Annotated in this window: 22 protein-coding genes; 21 read left to right on the forward strand and 1 reads right to left on the reverse strand. The window is 54.3% G+C overall.

The genetic code is table 11. The features are described 5' to 3' along the window. The 18 genes from H8S55_RS06630 to H8S55_RS06715 all read left to right on the forward strand — a co-directional run. Positions 1 to 1,127: recombinase family protein (locus H8S55_RS06630; RefSeq protein ID WP_186878321.1), on the forward strand; the 1,127-nt coding region annotated here is incomplete at its 5' end. Positions 1,128 to 1,232: 105 nt separating this feature from the next. Continuing rightward, a complete protein-coding gene (locus H8S55_RS06635) occupies positions 1,233 to 1,298 on the forward strand; it encodes a Maff2 family mobile element protein (RefSeq protein WP_426771892.1) in 66 nt (21 codons plus the stop codon). An 11-nt stretch (positions 1,299 to 1,309) separates the two neighbouring features. Beyond that, entirely contained in the window at positions 1,310 to 2,176 is an 867-nt protein-coding gene (locus H8S55_RS06640; protein WP_186878322.1) for a VirB6/TrbL-like conjugal transfer protein, CD1112 family, read from the forward strand. A 12-nt stretch (positions 2,177 to 2,188) separates the two neighbouring features. Further along, positions 2,189 to 2,959, forward strand: a complete 771-nt coding sequence (locus H8S55_RS06645) for a DNA-methyltransferase (protein WP_186878323.1) — start codon at positions 2,189 to 2,191, stop codon at positions 2,957 to 2,959. Further along, on the forward strand, positions 2,956 to 3,534 hold the full coding sequence (locus tag H8S55_RS06650) for an MT-A70 family methyltransferase (RefSeq protein ID WP_436233152.1): 579 nt from the start codon (positions 2,956 to 2,958) through the stop codon (positions 3,532 to 3,534). The genes H8S55_RS06645 and H8S55_RS06650 overlap by 4 nt, the downstream gene beginning before the upstream one ends. Further along, a complete protein-coding gene (locus H8S55_RS06655; RefSeq protein ID WP_186878324.1) occupies positions 3,522 to 3,890 on the forward strand; it encodes a PrgI family protein in 369 nt (122 codons plus the stop codon). Before H8S55_RS06650 ends, H8S55_RS06655 begins: the two co-directional genes overlap by 13 nt. Beyond that, positions 3,856 to 6,201 carry a VirB4-like conjugal transfer ATPase, CD1110 family gene (locus H8S55_RS06660; RefSeq protein WP_366467516.1) on the forward strand — a complete coding sequence of 782 codons (2,346 nt, stop codon included), beginning with the start codon at positions 3,856 to 3,858 and terminating at the stop codon, positions 6,199 to 6,201. The genes H8S55_RS06655 and H8S55_RS06660 overlap by 35 nt, the downstream gene beginning before the upstream one ends. Next, entirely contained in the window at positions 6,182 to 7,840 is a 1,659-nt protein-coding gene (locus H8S55_RS06665; RefSeq protein ID WP_186878325.1) for a C40 family peptidase, read from the forward strand. The genes H8S55_RS06660 and H8S55_RS06665 overlap by 20 nt, the downstream gene beginning before the upstream one ends. A 12-nt stretch (positions 7,841 to 7,852) precedes the next feature. Beyond that, positions 7,853 to 8,107, forward strand: coding sequence for a DUF4315 family protein (locus H8S55_RS06670; RefSeq protein WP_186878326.1), 255 nt, complete (start codon positions 7,853 to 7,855; stop codon positions 8,105 to 8,107). After that, positions 8,104 to 8,823 (forward strand): DUF4366 domain-containing protein, encoded by a 720-nt coding sequence (locus tag H8S55_RS06675; RefSeq protein WP_186878327.1) that lies wholly within the window; start codon positions 8,104 to 8,106, stop codon positions 8,821 to 8,823. The genes H8S55_RS06670 and H8S55_RS06675 overlap by 4 nt, the downstream gene beginning before the upstream one ends. After that, entirely contained in the window at positions 8,820 to 9,005 is a 186-nt protein-coding gene (locus H8S55_RS06680; protein ID WP_186878328.1) for a hypothetical protein, read from the forward strand. The genes H8S55_RS06675 and H8S55_RS06680 overlap by 4 nt, the downstream gene beginning before the upstream one ends. After that, positions 8,995 to 9,345, forward strand: coding sequence for a cysteine-rich VLP domain-containing protein (locus H8S55_RS06685; protein WP_186878329.1), 351 nt, complete (start codon positions 8,995 to 8,997; stop codon positions 9,343 to 9,345). Before H8S55_RS06680 ends, H8S55_RS06685 begins: the two co-directional genes overlap by 11 nt. A 174-nt stretch (positions 9,346 to 9,519) precedes the next feature. Continuing rightward, on the forward strand, positions 9,520 to 10,476 hold the full coding sequence (locus H8S55_RS06690; RefSeq protein WP_186878330.1) for a DUF8626 domain-containing protein: 957 nt from the start codon (positions 9,520 to 9,522) through the stop codon (positions 10,474 to 10,476). Positions 10,477 to 10,485: 9 nt separating this feature from the next. Beyond that, a complete protein-coding gene (locus H8S55_RS06695) occupies positions 10,486 to 11,064 on the forward strand; it encodes a defense against restriction DarA-related protein (protein ID WP_186878331.1) in 579 nt (192 codons plus the stop codon). Between the two features lie 10 nt (positions 11,065 to 11,074). Next, positions 11,075 to 11,248 (forward strand): DUF4316 domain-containing protein, encoded by a 174-nt coding sequence (locus tag H8S55_RS06700; RefSeq protein ID WP_186878332.1) that lies wholly within the window; start codon positions 11,075 to 11,077, stop codon positions 11,246 to 11,248. Continuing rightward, entirely contained in the window at positions 11,245 to 11,589 is a 345-nt protein-coding gene (locus tag H8S55_RS06705) for a plasmid mobilization protein (RefSeq protein WP_186878333.1), read from the forward strand. The genes H8S55_RS06700 and H8S55_RS06705 overlap by 4 nt, the downstream gene beginning before the upstream one ends. A 161-nt stretch (positions 11,590 to 11,750) precedes the next feature. Beyond that, positions 11,751 to 12,038, forward strand: coding sequence for a CD1845 family protein (locus H8S55_RS06710; RefSeq protein ID WP_186878334.1), 288 nt, complete (start codon positions 11,751 to 11,753; stop codon positions 12,036 to 12,038). 143 nt (positions 12,039 to 12,181) lie between these two features. Further along, positions 12,182 to 13,546, forward strand: coding sequence for a relaxase/mobilization nuclease domain-containing protein (locus tag H8S55_RS06715; protein ID WP_436233153.1), 1,365 nt, complete (start codon positions 12,182 to 12,184; stop codon positions 13,544 to 13,546). A 184-nt stretch (positions 13,547 to 13,730) separates the two neighbouring features. Here H8S55_RS06715 and H8S55_RS06720 read toward each other — a convergent pair whose 3' ends face one another. Next, on the reverse strand, positions 13,731 to 14,093 hold the full coding sequence (locus H8S55_RS06720) for a helix-turn-helix domain-containing protein (protein WP_343285070.1): 363 nt from the start codon (positions 14,091 to 14,093) through the stop codon (positions 13,731 to 13,733). Between the two features lie 190 nt (positions 14,094 to 14,283). Here H8S55_RS06720 and H8S55_RS06725 point away from each other — a divergent pair, with 190 nt between their 5' ends. The 3 genes from H8S55_RS06725 (at position 14,284) to H8S55_RS06735 (ending at position 16,842) form a co-directional block, all read left to right on the forward strand. Then, positions 14,284 to 14,955: a response regulator transcription factor gene (locus H8S55_RS06725; RefSeq protein WP_117473813.1), complete on the forward strand. Its 672-nt coding sequence runs from the start codon at positions 14,284 to 14,286 to the stop codon at positions 14,953 to 14,955. After that, positions 14,952 to 16,073, forward strand: a complete 1,122-nt coding sequence (locus H8S55_RS06730; RefSeq protein WP_186878336.1) for a sensor histidine kinase — start codon at positions 14,952 to 14,954, stop codon at positions 16,071 to 16,073. Before H8S55_RS06725 ends, H8S55_RS06730 begins: the two co-directional genes overlap by 4 nt. A 157-nt stretch (positions 16,074 to 16,230) precedes the next feature. Beyond that, on the forward strand, positions 16,231 to 16,842 hold the full coding sequence (locus H8S55_RS06735; RefSeq protein ID WP_186878337.1) for a hypothetical protein: 612 nt from the start codon (positions 16,231 to 16,233) through the stop codon (positions 16,840 to 16,842). Positions 16,843 to 17,245 lie beyond the last annotated feature (403 nt).

The raw sequence follows: 17,245 nt of genomic DNA on the forward strand, positions 1-17,245 counted from the left end.
AAGACCCGGAGGACAAAAACCATCTGCTCATTGACGAGGAAACCGCCCCGATTGTGCGGCTGATTTTCGGATATGCCCTAAACGGTCATGGTCCGAACTATATCCGCAGACGGCTGGAGAAAGAAAAAATCCCCTGCCCCACATGGTGGAACCGGGAACGGGGGCTTCGCAATACCCGCACCAAATGGGAAAAGAAAGACCCGGAAAACGGACGGTATATGTGGGACTTCTCCGTTATCAAAGACCTCTTGATGAATCCCGTCTACACCGGGGCGATTGCTTCCCAGAAAAAAGACTACCGTTTCAAAATCGGCACGATTGGAGAAAAGAAGCCGGAGGATTGGATTGTGGTGGAGGGACAGCATGAACCGCTGATTGACCGCATGAGCTTTGACATTGTGCAGAACAAGCTGAAATCCCGCCAGCGTCCAGGGCAGACCAATGAAATCAGCCTGTTTGCCGGACTGATAAAATGCGGCGAGTGTGGTAAGTCACTGACGATACGCTACACAAACGCAAAACATCCCCAGCAGATTTACTCCTGCAAAACCTACAATGCCTTTGGAAAGAACCACTGCACCCAGCACCGGATTGATTATGACACCCTTTACAGCCATGTGCTGCGGAAAATCCGTGAATGTGCCAGAGCCGCCCTGATGGACGGGGAAGCGGTTGCCGACCGCCTGACCAATACCTGCGAAGCCGAGCAGAGGGAACAGCGGGAAGCAATGGAACGCTCCCTTACAAGGGATGAGGAACGGATTGAGGTTCTGGACAAAATGGTCATGCGGCTGTATGAGGATATGATTGCAGGGCGTATCAGTGAACAGAATTTCAACACCATGTTGGAAAAGACACAGACCGAGCAGACGGAGCTTAAAGCAAAAGTGTCCGAGGGCAGAAAGCGGCTGTCCGATGAAGTTCAGCTTGCCAATGACGCAAAACAATGGGTGGAAGCCATTCAGGAATATGCCAACATCACAGAGTTGGACGCAGCCACCCTCAACCGCTTAATCAAAGAAATCGTCGTGCATGAACGCATTGACGAAGATAAAACAAGACACATTTCTATCGAAATTCATTTTAATCTCAAACCCATCCCGGAGGTGGAACAGGTCACTGCCTGACCTGTCCCGCCGGGACGGTTCTCTTAAAAACACCATATAGATTTTTTGTACGCCGCCGCCCGCCATCGAGCAGAGTTTTACACCTAATTGGGGATAAAACAGCTCATGGCGGGCGGCGGCATCATCGTGCTGGGTACGACCCTGATCCCTCTGCTGTCCACCCTGTTTTAAGGGCGTAAGGCATGGGATTTCTCACCGACTGGCTGACAGACTGGCTAAAAGAGCTGCTGATTGAGGGGATCATGGGCAACCTCACAGGGCTTTTTGATACGGTCAATTCCCGTGTCGGAGAGATTGCGGTGCAAGTGGGAACCACCCCGGCGGCGTGGAACGCCGGGGTGTTCTCCCTGATCCGGCAGCTTTCTGAAACGGTGATACTGCCGATTGCCGGTCTGATCCTCACCTTTGTTGCCACCTATGAGCTGATCCAGCTCATTATCGAGAAGAACAACCTGCATGATCTGGACTACTGGATCTTCTTCAAGTGGATATTCAAAACGGCCTGCGCCATTTTGATTTTGTCCAACACTTTCAATATCGTCATGGCCGTGTTCGATGTGTCCCAAAGCGTCATCGCCCGGGCAGCCGGGATCGTGCAGGGATCAACGGACATTTCAGAGGCCATGCTTGCCGACTTGGAGGCCACGCTGGAAACGCTGGGGCTTGGCTCTCTGCTGGGGCTGTGGCTGCAATCCCTGCTCATTCATGTGACCATGTGGGCAATCAATATTGTGATCTTCGTGATCGTCTATGGCCGCATGATCGAAATATACCTGCTGACCAGCTTAGCCCCCATCCCCGTTGCCACGCTCTCCAACCGGGAGCTTGGCAATACCGGGCAGAACTATTTGAAGTCCCTGTTTGCCGTGGGCTTTCAAGGATTACTCATTCTCGTCTGCGTTGCCATCTATGCGGTGCTGATACAGGGCATTTCTACAAGCGGCGACCCCATCGGCGCGATATGGGGCTGCATGGGCTATTCCGTGCTGCTTTGCTTCTGCCTGTTCAAGACTGGCTCCATCGCCCGCAGCGTGTTCAGCGCACATTAAGGAGGGATGAATATGACCTTGGGACAAAATGTCCCAAAGCTGGATGCGCTGCACCTCATGGACGGGATCGAGGGCTTGCGCTCTTTGCCGAAGCATAGCGTGGATATGCTCTTGACCGATCCGCCCTACGGCACGACCCGGAACTTTTGGGATGTGCCGCTGCCGCTCCCGGAGCTGTGGGAGGCGGTGCGCTGGGCGGTGAAGCCCAACGGAGCCATCCTGTTTTTTGCTCAATGCCCCTTTGACAAGGTGCTGGGTGCGTCCAACCTCGCCATGCTCCGCTATGAGTGGGTATGGTACAAGTCCCGGGCAACAGGATTTCTCAATGCCAACCGTGCGCCGCTGAAAAAGTCCGAGAACGTTCTGGTGTTCTATCAGAAGTCCCCGGTGTACCATCCGCAATTCACCTATGGGGAGCCGTACCGCAAGACCAATCCCCGCAGCGGGTGCAGTACCAACTACGGCAAGTTTGAACGGACAGGCTCAGAGTCCAGCGATGGGCGGCGTTATCCGGGAAATGTGCTGTTCGTGCCGACGGTGATGGGCGGCATCCATCCCACGCAAAAGCCCGTGGAGCTGTGCGAGTATTTCATCAAGACCTACACCAACGAAGGAGCGGTGGTGGCGGACATCTGCGCGGGCAGCGGCACGACTGCCGTTGCCGCCATGAACACAGGCCGCCGCTTCATCTGCTTTGAAAATGCCCCCTCCATCTACACCATCGCCGCCCAGCGCATTGAGCAGGCGCGGCTGGTCGTGGCCGGGGGCAAGAAAGGAGAATAGCTATCGAAAAGTACCCTATCATTTACGCCGACCCGCCGTGGCGCTACTCGGCAAAGAAAGTGCAGGGCGCGGCGGAAAATCACTACCCCACCATGAGCATTGATGAATTGTGTGCGCTGCCTGTGGCCGAGCTTGCGGCCAAGGACAGCGCCCTTTTCATGTGGGCCCAGCTCCCGGAGGCTCTGCGGCTGATCCGTGCGTGGGGCTTCACCTATAAAAGTGTCGCTTTTGTCTGGCTCAAAAAGAACAAAAAGGCGGATAGCTGGTTTTATGGGCTGGGCTTCTGGACGAGGGCGAACGCCGAGATCTGCCTGCTGGCAACCAAGGGACACCCCAAGCGGCAGGCCGCCGACATTCACCAGTTTATCATTTCGCCCATCGAAGCCCACAGCAAAAAGCCGGACGAAACCCGTGACAAGATCGTTGCCCTCATGGGCAACCTGCCCCGTGTGGAGCTGTTCGCACGGCAGACCTCTCCCGGCTGGGATGTGTGGGGCAACGAGGTAGAGCCGACGATCCCGGACTTTGGGACAAGTTGTCCCAAACTGGAGGTGACAGACCGATGCCCTATGTGAATGTCCCGAACGACCTTTCCAAAATCAAGATAAAAATCGCGTTCAACCTCACCAAGCGGCAGCTCATTTGTTTTGGTATCGGGGCGGCGGTGGGAATTCCCACCTACCTTTTGACCCGGCAGGCCATCGGCAACACCGGGGCGCTGTTCGCTATGCTGGCGATCATGCTCCCGGCGTTCCTGCTGGCGATGTACGAAAAGGACGGTCTACCCTTTGAAAAGGTGATCCGCAACATCGTCCGGGTCAAGTTTACCCGCCCCGGCATCCGCCCGTACCGAACGGAAAATATCTACGCCCCATTTGTGCGAAAGGAGGAGCCTATTGAGCAAAGCAAAAAAGCAGAAAAACGAAAATAAGCACCGGGCGCTGTCCGCCCAGCAGACCATTCCCTATATCGCCATGCACCCGGACGGCATCTGCCAACTCCCCGGCGGGCTTTACACAAAGACGCTGGAATATGAGGACATCAATTATGCCGTGGCGTCCACGGAGGATCAGACTGCCATTATCAGCGGGTGGAGCGCGTGCCTGAATTATTTTGACAGCTCTCTGCCGTTCCAGCTTTCCTTTGTCAACCGCCGCAGCCGGAACGCCAACCGCTACAAGGTGAATATCCCGGCGCAGGAGGATGACTTCAACAGCATCCGGGGTGAGTATGTGGAAATGCTCAAAGGCCAGATTGCCAAGAGCAACAACGGCATTGAGCGGTACAAGTACATCACCTTTGGCCTGCCTGCCGAGGGTGCGACGGAGGCGCGTCCACGGCTGGGGCGCGTGGAGGCGGATGTCATGGGCAATCTGAAACGGCTGGGCGTCCAGTCCCGCCCGCTGGACGGCCGGGATCGGCTGGCGGTGCTGCATGGGCAGATGCACCCCGGCGGGCGTGAGCCGTTCCACTTTGCGTGGAAAGACATTCCCAAGACGGGCATGGGGACAAAGGACTACATCGCCCCGGACAGTTTCGACTTTCGGCAGAGCCGTACTTTCCGTGTCGGCCAGATGTGGGGCGCGGTGTCCTACTTGCAGATCATGGCGTCGGAGCTTTCGGATAAGCTGCTGGCGGAGATTTTGGAGCTGGACGCCGAGCTGACTGTCACCATGCACATTCAGACGGTGGATCAGGTCAAGGCCATTAAAACGGTCAAGGGTAAAATCTCCGACATTGACAAGATGAAAGTGGAGGAGCAGCGCAAGGCTACCCGCGCCGGATATGACCCTGACATTCTCCCGCCCGATCTCGTCACCTTTTCCAAGGACGCCGCCGAGCTGCTGGCCGACCTGCAAAGCCGCAACGAGCGAATGTTCCTGCTGACCTTTACGGTGGTAAACCTCGCTCCCACCCGGCAGCGGCTTGAAAACGATGTGTTCACGGTGAGCGGCATCGCACAGAAATACAACTGCGCTCTGCGCCGTCTGGACTGGCAGCAGGAGCAGGGCTTTGTGTCCTCGCTGGTGCTGGGGTACAACGGCATTGAGATCCAGCGCGGCATGACCACCAGCTCCACGGCCATTTTCATTCCCTTTATGACCCGGGAGCTTCGCATGGACGGGCAGGCGCTCTACTACGGCATGAACGCCCTTTCCAACAATGTCATTATGGCTGACCGCAAAAAGCTGAAATCCGCCAACGGGATGTACCTCGGCTCTACGGGCAGCGGCAAGAGCTTTGCCGCTAAGCGCGAACTGATCAATGTATTCCTCACCACCAAGGACAGGATCATCGTGGTTGACCCGATGGGCGAATACGCCCCGCTGGTGCGGCGGCTGGGCGGACAGGTCATTGAGATTGCCCCGGACAGCCCACATCACATTTCGCCTATGGACTTGCAAATGAATATCAACGACGAGGAGAGTCCGCTTTCCATGAAGGCGGATTTTCTGCTGTCCCTTTGTGAGTTGATCGTGGGCGGCAAGGAGGGCTTGCAGCCCATCGAGAAAACCGTCATTGACCGCTGTGTGCGGCTGGTCTACCGGGAAATGGCGCTGGGACTGGAACCAGCGAAAACGCCGCTGCTGCAAGATCTGTATGAGGAGCTGCTGCGCCAGCCCGAGCCGGAGGCGCGGCGGGTGGCGACGGCGCTTGAGCTTTACTGCACCGGCTCACTCAACCTGTTCAATCATCCCACCAATGTTGACCTCAATTCCCGTGTGGTCTGCATTGTCCTAAAGGGCTTGGGTGAAAACCTCCGCAAGATCGCCATGCACACCACCAACGAATTTGTCACGGCGGCGGTGAACGCCAACCATGCCGAGGGCGTGGCGACATGGTGCTACTTTGACGAGTTCCATATCCTGCTCCGTGATCCGCTGACGGCCAGTTACTTTGTGGCGGTCTGGAAAATGCTCCGCAAAAAGGGCTGCGTCCCCTCGGCTCTGACGCAGAATGTGAAAGACCTGCTGGCCAGCCGGGAGATCGAGAACATTCTGGACAACACCGATTTTATGGTGCTGCTGTCACAGGCGCAGAGCGACCGTGCGATCTTGGCAAAGCAGCTCGGCATTTCCGAGCATCAGCTTTCCTACATCACCCACTCCAATTCTGGCGAGGGCCTGCTGTTCTATGGCTCTGTGACCATCCCCTTTGTGGATCGTTTCCCCCGTGGAGAGATCTACGACCTGTTGACCACCCGCCCGGAGGATATGGCCCATGAGCGAACAGACAAGTAACCCCACTTCGGGACAAAGTGTCCCGAAGTCCCGGAAGTCCAAATTCCGGCAGAAAAGCCAACAGCAGAAAACGGCGGAGTCCAAGCTGCGGATGGAGCGCCGTGGTGAAAAGCTGGATGCCGCCCGGAAGAAACTGGCGAAGCAAAAACCGCTCAAGCCCAAAGGCCCAGTGCGCCGTGTAGCGGGTGTGGCCGGACGCGGCGTTCACGGCTTTGTCCATGGAAAAATCTACGAGGTCGAGCATGAGAATGTGGGCACCGAGGGAGCGCACCGCACGGAGCTGGCCGGTGAGACGGTACTGCGGCATGGCACGCGCTTTGTCAAAAAGCAGGTCCGAGAGCACCCGGCCAGGGCGGTCCGGCGGGCGGAAAGCAGGCATACCAAGGCCACGGCGGATTATTACTACCGCAAGACCGTGGAGGAACACCCGGAAATGCAGAAGGGCGGCGCTTTGTCCCGGTATCTGCAAAAGCAGAAGATCAAGCGCCAATACGCAAAACAGGTGCGGGAGGCGGCGAAGCAGGGCGGCAAGACAGCGGAAAAAGCCGTCAGCTCCGCCGGCAAGCTGACGGAGAAGGTGGTAGCGTATGCGAAAGAACATCCTGTGGGGCTGCTGGCCGCTGCCCTCTGCCTGATCCTGCTGCTGTCGCTCCAGTCCTGCCTTTCCTCTATGACCACCGTGGGCAACGGCCTTGTGGGTGCCGTCGCCGCCAGCACCTACCCCTCCGAGGATGCGGATATGCTGGGGGCCGAGGCCGCCTACTGCGCCATGGAGGACGAGCTGCAAGATTATCTGGACAGCTACCAGCGCACCCATGACTACGACGAGTACCACTTCGATCTGGATGACATCGAGCACGACCCCTATGTGCTGATCTCCATTCTCACGGCGCTCCGGGAGGGGGCATGGACGCTGGAGGAGGTACAGGGTACGCTGCAAATGCTCTTTGACCGCCAGTACATTCTGACCGAGGATGTGGTGGTGGAGCAGCGGTATTATCTGGAGACGGACACTTGGACAGACGAGGACGGCAACACCCACAGCGACACCTACCGGGTGTATTACGATTATTACATCTGCTATGTGACCCTCGAAAACTTCAATTTGTCCCATCTGCCCATCTACATCATGGGTGAGGATCAGCTATCCCGGTATGCCCTCTACATGGCGACGCTGGGCAACCGGCCCGACCTGTTCCCCTCGTCCCCCTATGTGGAGAAATACACGTCGCCGCCTGTGGAGCACGACATTCCCGAGGCGTACCTTGCCGATGAGACCTTTGCCGCCATTCTCAAGGAGGCTGAAAAATATATCGGCTTCCCCTATGTGTGGGGCGGCAGCAGCCCGTCCACATCCTTTGACTGTTCCGGCTTCGTCAGCTATGTCTACAATCAATGCGGCTGGAGCTTTGGGCGGCTGGGGGCGCAGGGGCTATACAACATCTCCACCCGGACGAGCAGCCCCAAACCCGGCGATCTGGTGTTCTTTACGGGAACATACGATACCCCCGGCATCTCCCATGTAGGCATTTATGTGGGCGACGGCTGGATGCTCCACTGTGGCGATCCCATCGGGTACGCCAATCTGAACAGCAGTTACTGGCAATCCCATTTCTACGCCTACGGAAAACTATTTTGACAGGAGGTTTTTATGGCCATCTCCAAAAGCGCGAAAATTCAGGCTGAGATTGAAAAGGTCACGGCCAAGATCAACGAGCAGCAGGCGCGGCTCAAGGAGCTGGAGCAGAAAAAGCTGGAGGCCGAGAACAGCGAGATCGTGGAGATCGTGCGCGGCATGAGCGTTTCGCTCACCGACCTGCCCGTGCTGCTTCAGACCATCAAGAACGGCGGTACTTTGGGACAGAATGTCCCGAAGTCCAATACGGATAAGGAGGACGGCGAATGAACAAGTGGATGAAGAAGCTGACGGCGGCGCTTTGCGCCGCTGTTTTGATGTGCGGCATGGCGGTCACGGCCTACGCCGGGGGCGGTGAGGAATGGAGTGGGCTTGACCCGGCAGAGCCGCTGCCCACGGAAACCGTTGACCCCGGCGAGGGCTTCACCGAGGACGGCAACCTTGTGACCCGTGATTTGCTCTACGATAAGGCCACCAACAAGCAGTTCATCACGGTGCAGACCAGCGGCGGCAGCACCTTTTACATCGTCATTGACTATGACAAGCCCACCGATGAGGACGGCGAACAGTATCAGACCTACTTTCTGAACATGGTGGACGAGGCCGACCTGCTGGCGGCGATGCAGGCGGCGGGCGACGAAGTGCCGGAGTGTTCCTGCACCGATAAATGCGCCGTGGGTGCCATCAACACGGATTGTACCGTCTGCGCCGTGAACATGGGTGAGTGTCAGGGCAAGGCTCCCGAACCTGTGCCTGTGGTAGAGCCGGAGCCTGACCCCGAGCCGGAGCAGCCAAAGAACAGCGGCGGAACGCTCCTGCTGGTGCTGGCCGTAGCAGTCATCGGCGGCGGGGCTGGCTGGTATTTCAAGATCTACCGTCCTAAAAAGCAGCAGGCCGCCGATGCTGCGGAGGACTACGGCGACGATTATGACGATACCCCGCCTTGGGAGGACGAGGACGAAACGGAAAGTGAGGATGAAGCATGAGATTTACCAACAGTCCTTATGAGGACTTTATGAAAGAAAAGAGCTACTTCAAGGGTGTTCCGCCCAGCCTGCCGCCCAAAGGCTCCCGCTGTGACGGCTGCTCCTACTGGCGCGGGATCGGCTGTATGTTCTGCTACCGGGAACAGCTCAAGTCCAAGACAGGGGGCAAAAATGAGCCGTGAGTTGACCCGGCAGGAAAAGGCAGCGATCCGTAAGCTGGTGACAAAATGGTGCGCCAACTACGATAAAGACTATGGCTGCCTGCCGCTGGACTGTCCCTGCTATATGCTGGGCAAGTGCTGGACGGGCGCTTATTGCCGCTATTTTCGTTCGGCGGTGCTGCCCCTTGATCCTGTGCTGGAAAGGTCGCTGACCGTGGAGCGTATCACAGAAACCCGGCCTTGCCCGGTATGCGGCAGGGCATTTCTCCCGGACGGGCGGCAGCGGTACTGCTCCCCGGCCTGTGCCGGGGCTGCCCTGCGGGAGCAGAAGCGGGCATATATGCGCCGCAAGCGGAGGTAGTGCGTGGAAAAACAGCCTCGGAAAATGCCTGTATTTACAAGGCTTTTCCGGGGCGCTTTTGGGGTGGTCGGTATGTTTTCCCGTCCGCTCCCGTTTTCACAAAAATGCTTTCCACATCCAAGCGCCGGGGCTTTGGGACATTTTGTCCCGAAGTCCCGGCTGAAAGGAGGAATTATGCCTAAATATTATGAGATCAGCGAGGCGGCGGCAAAGCGGGCAAAGGACATGAACAGCTATTCCGACTATGCTCCCGGCTCGGCCACGGCGGGCTACCGGACGATGGTGGATGAAGCCTATGCGCTGGCAGAGAAGCAGAAAGCGCAGGTCGATCCCATGTACCATGATAAGATCGACGCCCTTGTTGACCGCTACGCCCGCAGGCTGGCGGAAAACCTCAATGAGCGCAATGCCATTGACGCCCGTGTGCCGTCCATTCTGATCACCGGGGGCGGCAATTTCCCCGTGGCGAAAAAGGCCAAGCAGAACGCCGCCCGGGATCGCAACTACGGCGAGTACGCCGAAATTGAAAAGCTGCTGGACAAGATCCGTTCCACAGGCCGAGGCGGTATCAGCGCTGACGATGACCTCGCCGTGGAAAAGCTCACAAAAAAGCTGGAGGGAATGGAGTCTCAGCAGGCCATGATGAAGGCGGTCAATGCCTACTACCGCAAGCACAGGACGCTGGAGGGCTGCCCCGAGCTGACGGCGGAGCAGGTGGAAAAGGTCAAGGCGTCTATGTCCCAAGACTGGCGCAAAGACCCCGTTCCGTTTCCGTCCTATCTGCTCACCAACAATAACGCCAATATCCGCCGTGTGCGCCAGCGCATCGAGGAGCTGAGCCATAAGACGGAGTTTGTGGGCTGGACATTCCCCGGTGGGGAGGCCAAGGTCAATGAGGCGGAGAACCGCTTGCAGCTCATTTTTGCGGATAAGCCGGATGCCGACACCCGGCAGGCGCTTAAAAGTGAGGGCTTTAAGTGGGCGCCCAGCCAAGGGGCATGGCAGCGGCAGCTCAACCAGAACGCCATCCGTGCCGCCGCAAGGCTGGACTTCCTGCGCCCGGAGGAAGGCAAAAGCCCCTATCAGCTCCAGCCCTTTGCGAAACGGGCGGAGAAAGATGTATCACGGTGAGGAGGTTATATGGACAAAAACCAAGGCTATGAGATCATCAAGGCCGTCATGCTGGAAAACGGCAGGGGTTTTGCGCTTGGGCATAACCCCGCAGCGCCCTCGCCCTATGTCACATGGGCTTGCTATGATGACAAGGACGGCCAGCGGCAGTATGAATGGGGGCATTACGGCAGCGACCGTGCCGCTCTGGAGCAGGACTTTGCAGCGCGGGTGCAGGAGTACCAGCGCCTTTACAATGTCGGTGTCAAGCAGAGCGAGGCTCCCGGCCTTTACAAGTATTATTCCACCCAGCGTCCCGTGGACATTGGGACATTCCCCAAGCCGCCCCGCAACGCCCCGGATGAGATTGTCAACTACGATCAGCGCGTCCCGGTTGAAAATGGGTCGTTTCTGGCGTGGGGGCATTTGACCTACACACGGCCATTGACCAAGCGGCAGGCGTCTGACTATGAGCTGCGGCCTGCGCCCGACAATCCCGACAGACCCCGTTCGATCCGGGAGCAGATGAAAACCGCCATAAAACAGGCCGAGGCTGACCGTGGGCAATCTGCCCCAAAGAAAAATGCCCCTGACCGGGGCGACAGATAGGAGGATATTTATGGAGCAGGAACGCAATTCCAACAAGAACGCCGAGCTTTCTATGGAGCAGAACGGGAACATGATCGACGGCATCATCAACAATCTGCCTGTGCCGCTCCCGGAGGAGAAGCCGCTGGATAAGGTGCGGGAACACCCGCCCAAGCGCCGCAGCCGGGAGCGTGAGGAGCGTTGACAAAAAAGCGGCGGCGCTCTGTCCATCTTCATGTGATGGTGACGCCGGAGGAGCAGGCGCTGATCGCTGACCGCATGGCCGAGGCCGGGATCTCCAACATGGGAGCCTATATGCGGAAAATGGCGCTCAACGGCTATGTCCTCCATGTTGACCTCTCGGACATCCGGGAGCTGGTGGCCTTGCAGCGGCGGTGTGCCAACAATCTAAACCAAGTGGCGATCCACGCCAACACCTATGGTATCTATCCCTCGGAGATCGCGTCGCTCCAAAAGGACTATGCCGACCTTTGGGAGCCGCTGTCCGAGCTGCTGAAAAAGCTGTCGGCTGTGGTGAGCCTATGACCTGTCGGGGAGCGGCCTTGCGCCGTTCCCCGGCTTTCACGACTTCGGGACATTTTGTCCCAAAGCGGTGAAAGCTCGACATCCTTGTGTGCCTATTTCCCCAGCGGTATAATATGGGTAGAAGGACAAACCAACCCGATTTTTTAATGGAGGTAGCTGCTATGATCGTTCTCAAAATCCTTGCCGCCCCCGTGATGGTGGCGCTGTCCCTGCTGGCCGCTATGGTCACATTCCTGTTCTGCGTGGCATCCGCCGTATGTGAGCTGGGCTGCATCGTGCTGACGCTGCTCTCTCTGATCCTGTTTATCGGCGGGCAGACGGTGGGTGGGATTGTGTTCCTCGTCCTTGCGTTCCTCGTTTCTCCCTTTGGCGTTCCCGCCATCGCTGAGTGGCTGGTGGACAAGCTACACTCGGCCAGGTTTGCCCTGCGGGACTTCATCATCGGCTGATACTTTGGGACAAAATGTCCCAAAGCTGAAACGACGGCGGCTGACCACAGCCGCCGTTTGTCATATCGGAAGGAGGGCTGCCTATGGCCACGACCTACTACAAGAAGCACAAAATCAGCAAGGGCGAAACCATCACGCAGTCCTTGAAAGAGCGGTTTGACTATGGGCAAAACCCGGACAAGACCGAGGGCGGCGAATTGATCTCATCCTACGGCTGCGACCACATGACTGCCGATGCCGAGTTCCTTTTAAGCAAAGCAAAGTACAAAGCCGCCACAGGCCGGGAGCAGCGGCGGGATGCCGATGTGCTGTGCTATCAGATCCGCCAGTCATTCAAGCCCGGGGAGATCACGCCGGAGGAGGCCAACCGCATCGGCTATGAAACGGCGATGCGCTGGACAAAGGGGAAGTATGCCTTTTTTGTTGCCACCCACATAGACAAGGCACACATCCACAATCACATTTATTACAATTCGACCTCGCTGGACTGCACCCGGAAGTTCCGGGACTTTATCGGCTCTGGCCGTGCGGTGCGGCGGCTCTCTGACCGTATTTGCCTTGAAAATGATCTGTCCGTCATTACCAATCCCAAGCTGCACAGCAAGGGGCGCTTTCTCCATTACGGGGCATGGCTGGGAGCAGAACGGCAGCCCTCGTACAAGGAGCAGCTACGGCTTGCCATCAATGAAGCTCTTGCCAAACGCCCCGCCGACTTTGACGCTTTTCTCCGGCTCATGGAGGCGTCCGGCTTCATGGTCAAGCGTGGGCGCGGCGGTACGATCTCTTTTCTTGTTCCGGGGCAGGAGCGGGCTACCCGGTTGCGGGCATCCACCCTCGGGGACGGCTACGATCCCGAGGACATCAAGGCCGTCATCGCCGGGGAGCGCCCACTCCCGGAGCAGCCTGTTCCTGCGCCTGCCGCCCCTCGCCGTGTCAATCTGATCGTGGATATACAGGAGCACCTGCGCTCCGGCAAAGGTGCGGCCTATGCACGGTGGGCAAAGCTCTATAACCTAAAACAGATGGCAGCGGCACTTCAATTCATGCAGGAGCAGAACATCACCGAATATGACCAGCTCTCCGCAAAGGCCGAGGACGCCGTTTCCCGCTTTCACGCGCTGACCGAGCAACTCCGGCGGACGGAGGCTGACCTGTCCGTAACCTCCGAGCTGATGGGAGCCGTGGTGCGGTACGCCAAGACCCGCCCCGTCTTTGACGGGTACAAGGCTGCCAAGTACAGCCGGAAATACCTTGCCGAGCATGAAGCGGAGTTGGCGGACTACCGGGCAGCCAAGGCCACGATGGGAGAACTGCTGGGCGGTGAAAAGCTGACTAAGATGGCAGAGCTAAAAGAAAAACGCCGCCAACTGGCGGCGCGGAAAAAGGCGCTCTATACCGAGTACCGCTCGGCGCAGGAGGAAATGCGGCAGGCCGTGGCGGTCAAGGCAAACATCGACCATCTGCTTGGTGTCACGGACGGCCAGCGCAAAAAGGAACAGGAGCGATAGCGCACGGTGACGCAGACAAATTACTTTGGGACAAAATGTCCCAAAGCCGGGTTTGGGGAGGTTCCCCAACAAGCGTTTTTGCAGCCCGCCGGGATGCAAAAATAGCAAGTGTGGCTACACTTGCCCTGCTTGCCGTTAGTGCGTTCCCCGGAACCCCCACGAAAAACGGAGGCAGCGCCGTTTCTTACGCTCCCTCCGTTTCTCTGGCTTTTTGTATTCCCTCTGCGGTGGCTTCCATGATCGTCAATTCATTCTCGTCCATTGTGTTTAGCATCCTGTCAATGTGCTGGCGGCAATCACTTTCTTCGTTCTGCTTGTCAGGATAGAAGAATTGATCGACGGAAATATCCAGCAGAGTGACTATTTTATAAAAGGTATTCAAACTCGGATGCTGACCACGATTTTCAAAATACATAATGGAACGAGGTGTACGATCAACGAGCTGCGCGAGGTATTCCTGTGTCCAGCCTTTGGCTTCTCTTTTGCGCTTGATCTCCCGGCCTAATGCGTGGAAGTCGAGCCGTCTTTCATCTTGGTACATTCTCATATCACCCATATATTATTCTACATTTCGGGTTTGATTATGAGAACGAAACACAATTTTATGTTTTAGTAGTATTTTATTGTCCATTCACATACTTGCGGGGGTGCGAAGGAGAATATATAATTTTTCTTGGGGACTTCATATTGGCACAACATAGTGCTGGTATTCTATTCAAATATGGGAGGTGTTCTTAATGGCGAAAATTTTGATTGTTGAAGATAATCAAGGGACAAACAAGGCGATATGCGAATATATGAAAGAGGCAGGGCATACACTCTTTTCCGCTTTTACTGGTAGTGAGGCACTAAAAATATTCCGTGAAAAAGAACTGGATATAATTGTTCTGGATATTATGCTTCCCGAAATGTCGGGTATCGTTGTTCTGCATGAAATCAGGAAAATCAGCAATATTCCTGTAATAATGCTTACTGCACTTGACGATGAATATACACAATCCAACAGTTTTGATGAAATGGCAGACGATTATATAACAAAGCCCTTTTCTATGCTCATTTTAGGGAAACGGATTACTGCGTTACTTCGCAGAAGCCAGAACAAGCCTGCTGTTAATACGGTTAAACTTGGAGATATTACCGTTGATTTTTCTGGATATACAGCAAGTGATGAAAATGGCAAGATAGACATTACTCCAAAGGAGCTGGAAATCTTGAAAGTCTTAATCGACAATAAGGGGTTAGTTTTGTCTCGCAATCAAATCTTGGATGAGGTGTGGGGGTATGATTGTGATGTAATTGACCGTACAATAGATGCCTATATTCGCAATATCCGCAAAAAGCTCCGTTTGGATTGCATAACAACGGTTAAAGGAATAGGCTATAAGTTTGAGATGGGGCAAGCAATATGAAGAAGATAAAATTATTTCCAAAGATATTCTTATTTACATTTGCAATGATGCTTTTAATTTCCTTTATAGCGCACTTGTTGATTTTCCTAATTGCGCCTGCCCAAAATGTTCTTGTCACGAATATATTAGTGACAAATGCAGGGGCGAGCACTTTGTCAGAAGTAGATATGCCCCGGCTCATTACTCAAACCATGTTGAAAACATTTCCGATTTCTATACTTTGTTGCGCCACTATATCGGCATTGTTTTCATACTTTTTTTCAAGAGGCATAACCACTCCGATATTATCGCTCTCAAAATCCGCAAATCAAATGTCGAAATTGGAGCCAGACGCAAAAGCGGCTGTATTGTCAACGGATGAAATTGGCGCTTTAGCTACTGATATTAACAATTTATATCAATCCTTGCTTTTGACTATCCGTAATCTGGAGTTGGAAAAGGAAAAAGTTAGTCTTGCGGAAAAAGAGAAAATTGATTTTCTCCGAACAGCGTCCCATGAGTTAAAAACGCCTGTCACAGAGCTAAATGCGACATTGGAAAATATGATTTTAGGCATTGGGGAATACCGTGATTATGAAACCTATTTGCCAAAGTGCAAAGAAATTACTGAACAGCTTGGGGATATGATTAGAGATATACTTAATGCTTCACGCTTGCAAACACAAGGTAATAATGAGCCATGCAGCAACTTTTCATTGAGAACCCTCCTTACAGAGCTGTGTGAACCGTATCGCTTAATTGCAGAAGCCAAGGGAGTTAAGTTCAAAATAGAGCTTTCAAGTGACGCTTTTGTATATCTTCCAGAGGGCCAGTTGAAAAAAGCAATATCGAATATCCTTTCAAATGCGGTCAACTATACGGAGGCTGGACAATCAATATCAGTTGTATTTGATAAAAATAAGCTATCAGTTTCTAACGAATGTAGAGTATTACCACCCGAACAGCTACAACACATATTTGAGCCATTTTATCGTCCAGATTTAGCCCATAGCCAAGCAACCGGGGGAAATGGGCTCGGTCTATACATTGTCCAGACGATCTTGGATAAATTGCGCTTGAAATATCAGTTTGTTCCCATGCCAAACGATAGAGGCATGAGTTTTACAATACAGTTTTGAAAGAAGTCTCTGCTTTCCGATTTCCACAGGAAAAGCAGAGACTTCTTTCGTTCAACATTGGCACAACATTGATTTTATAATCATCCAACATAGAAGATGTACTATGTCTGCGAAAGGAGGTAAAACGCCAACTACTAAAATGAAGGAGGTAAAATCTATGGCGAAAAAAATTGGAATTATTGTTCTGCTATGCTTTTCTTTATGCGTCGGTGGTGTCTCTGCTTTCGCTAATGAAGGCTATGACGAAACAGATACCCAAACACTTATCGAAACGCAGCCCCCGGTATCCTCCGTCCTTTTCAGGCAAGACGGAGCAGATATTCAGCAGAGTACAGACGAGGGCAAAACATGGCAAAGCTATTCTCCCATCGAGGAAACAGACTACTTCACTTATGATGAATTTTCCGCATGGATTGAAAATGAAACGGAAAATATTCAAAAGTTGGTCGATGCTGGAGAATGGACAGAAGCAGAAGCGACAGAAGCACTTGAGTATTACGATGAAATCCTTAAATCTATTTTAGAGGGCAAAATGGTAGGAAAAAGAGCTTCTTCAAGTGACGATCAGTTGTTCTTTTCTATGCCCGATAACGCACAGCCTGAGCAGTATCAAACATTCGTCTTTGATGGGAATACCTACAAGAGTATAGGCCCATTTGATACGGAGGAAGAACTGTTCAATGCCCTTAAAGAATATACCGATACAGAAGTTGAAGCAGGAACAATGTCACAAGCAGAAGCAACGGCACTTTTAGAAAAGTATCAATAGAAATCTGCCGCACGACGGCAAAAGAAAAAAAGCCGTCGTACAGCAGATACATTTTCATGCGCCCAAGAAGCGGCGGCTCATTTTTCAGAGCCGCCGCTTCTCTTTGGATAAACGATAGAGGACACGGCGGCCCATAGGAGGGTGCCACCGTGTCCATCTTACTTTCTCACAATTCCCATGACCTTCACCAGCTAAAAAAAGCGTAGCTCCCCCTCCGGGACAGTCTGGCTATGAAGGTACAATATATCAGTACAATTATGATAATGTAATTTCATGCGTCCGCATAGCGTCATGCTGTGCGGGCGTTTTTATATGCCCGCACCTTGGGACAATTTGTCCCAAAGCAGCCAGCCCCGGCTGTCGATCCCCGCCGTTCCTCCGTTCTGTTCACCCACTCACACAT

It is taken from the genome of Flintibacter faecis, assembly GCF_014287875.1.
Lineage (GTDB): Bacteria > Bacillota > Clostridia > Oscillospirales > Oscillospiraceae > Lawsonibacter > Lawsonibacter faecis_A.

Excerpts from the sequence above, each read along its gene's own strand:
- H8S55_RS06640 (WP_186878322.1), top strand. The coding sequence starts at position 1,310 with ATGGGATTTCTCACCGACTGGCTGACAGACTGGCTAAAAGAGCTGCTG.
- H8S55_RS06645 (WP_186878323.1), top strand. The coding sequence starts at position 2,189 with ATGACCTTGGGACAAAATGTCCCAAAGCTGGATGCGCTGCACCTCATG.
- H8S55_RS06655 (WP_186878324.1), top strand. The coding sequence starts at position 3,522 with ATGCCCTATGTGAATGTCCCGAACGACCTTTCCAAAATCAAGATAAAA.
- H8S55_RS06665 (WP_186878325.1), top strand. The coding sequence starts at position 6,182 with ATGAGCGAACAGACAAGTAACCCCACTTCGGGACAAAGTGTCCCGAAG.
- H8S55_RS06670 (WP_186878326.1), top strand. The coding sequence starts at position 7,853 with ATGGCCATCTCCAAAAGCGCGAAAATTCAGGCTGAGATTGAAAAGGTC.
- H8S55_RS06675 (WP_186878327.1), top strand. The coding sequence starts at position 8,104 with ATGAACAAGTGGATGAAGAAGCTGACGGCGGCGCTTTGCGCCGCTGTT.
- H8S55_RS06680 (WP_186878328.1), top strand. The coding sequence starts at position 8,820 with ATGAGATTTACCAACAGTCCTTATGAGGACTTTATGAAAGAAAAGAGC.
- H8S55_RS06685 (WP_186878329.1), top strand. The coding sequence starts at position 8,995 with ATGAGCCGTGAGTTGACCCGGCAGGAAAAGGCAGCGATCCGTAAGCTG.
- H8S55_RS06690 (WP_186878330.1), top strand. The coding sequence starts at position 9,520 with ATGCCTAAATATTATGAGATCAGCGAGGCGGCGGCAAAGCGGGCAAAG.
- H8S55_RS06695 (WP_186878331.1), top strand. The coding sequence starts at position 10,486 with ATGGACAAAAACCAAGGCTATGAGATCATCAAGGCCGTCATGCTGGAA.
- H8S55_RS06700 (WP_186878332.1), top strand. The coding sequence starts at position 11,075 with ATGGAGCAGGAACGCAATTCCAACAAGAACGCCGAGCTTTCTATGGAG.
- H8S55_RS06710 (WP_186878334.1), top strand. The coding sequence starts at position 11,751 with ATGATCGTTCTCAAAATCCTTGCCGCCCCCGTGATGGTGGCGCTGTCC.
- H8S55_RS06720 (WP_343285070.1), bottom strand. The coding sequence starts at position 14,093 with ATGAGAATGTACCAAGATGAAAGACGGCTCGACTTCCACGCATTAGGC.
- H8S55_RS06725 (WP_117473813.1), top strand. The coding sequence starts at position 14,284 with ATGGCGAAAATTTTGATTGTTGAAGATAATCAAGGGACAAACAAGGCG.
- H8S55_RS06730 (WP_186878336.1), top strand. The coding sequence starts at position 14,952 with ATGAAGAAGATAAAATTATTTCCAAAGATATTCTTATTTACATTTGCA.
- H8S55_RS06735 (WP_186878337.1), top strand. The coding sequence starts at position 16,231 with ATGGCGAAAAAAATTGGAATTATTGTTCTGCTATGCTTTTCTTTATGC.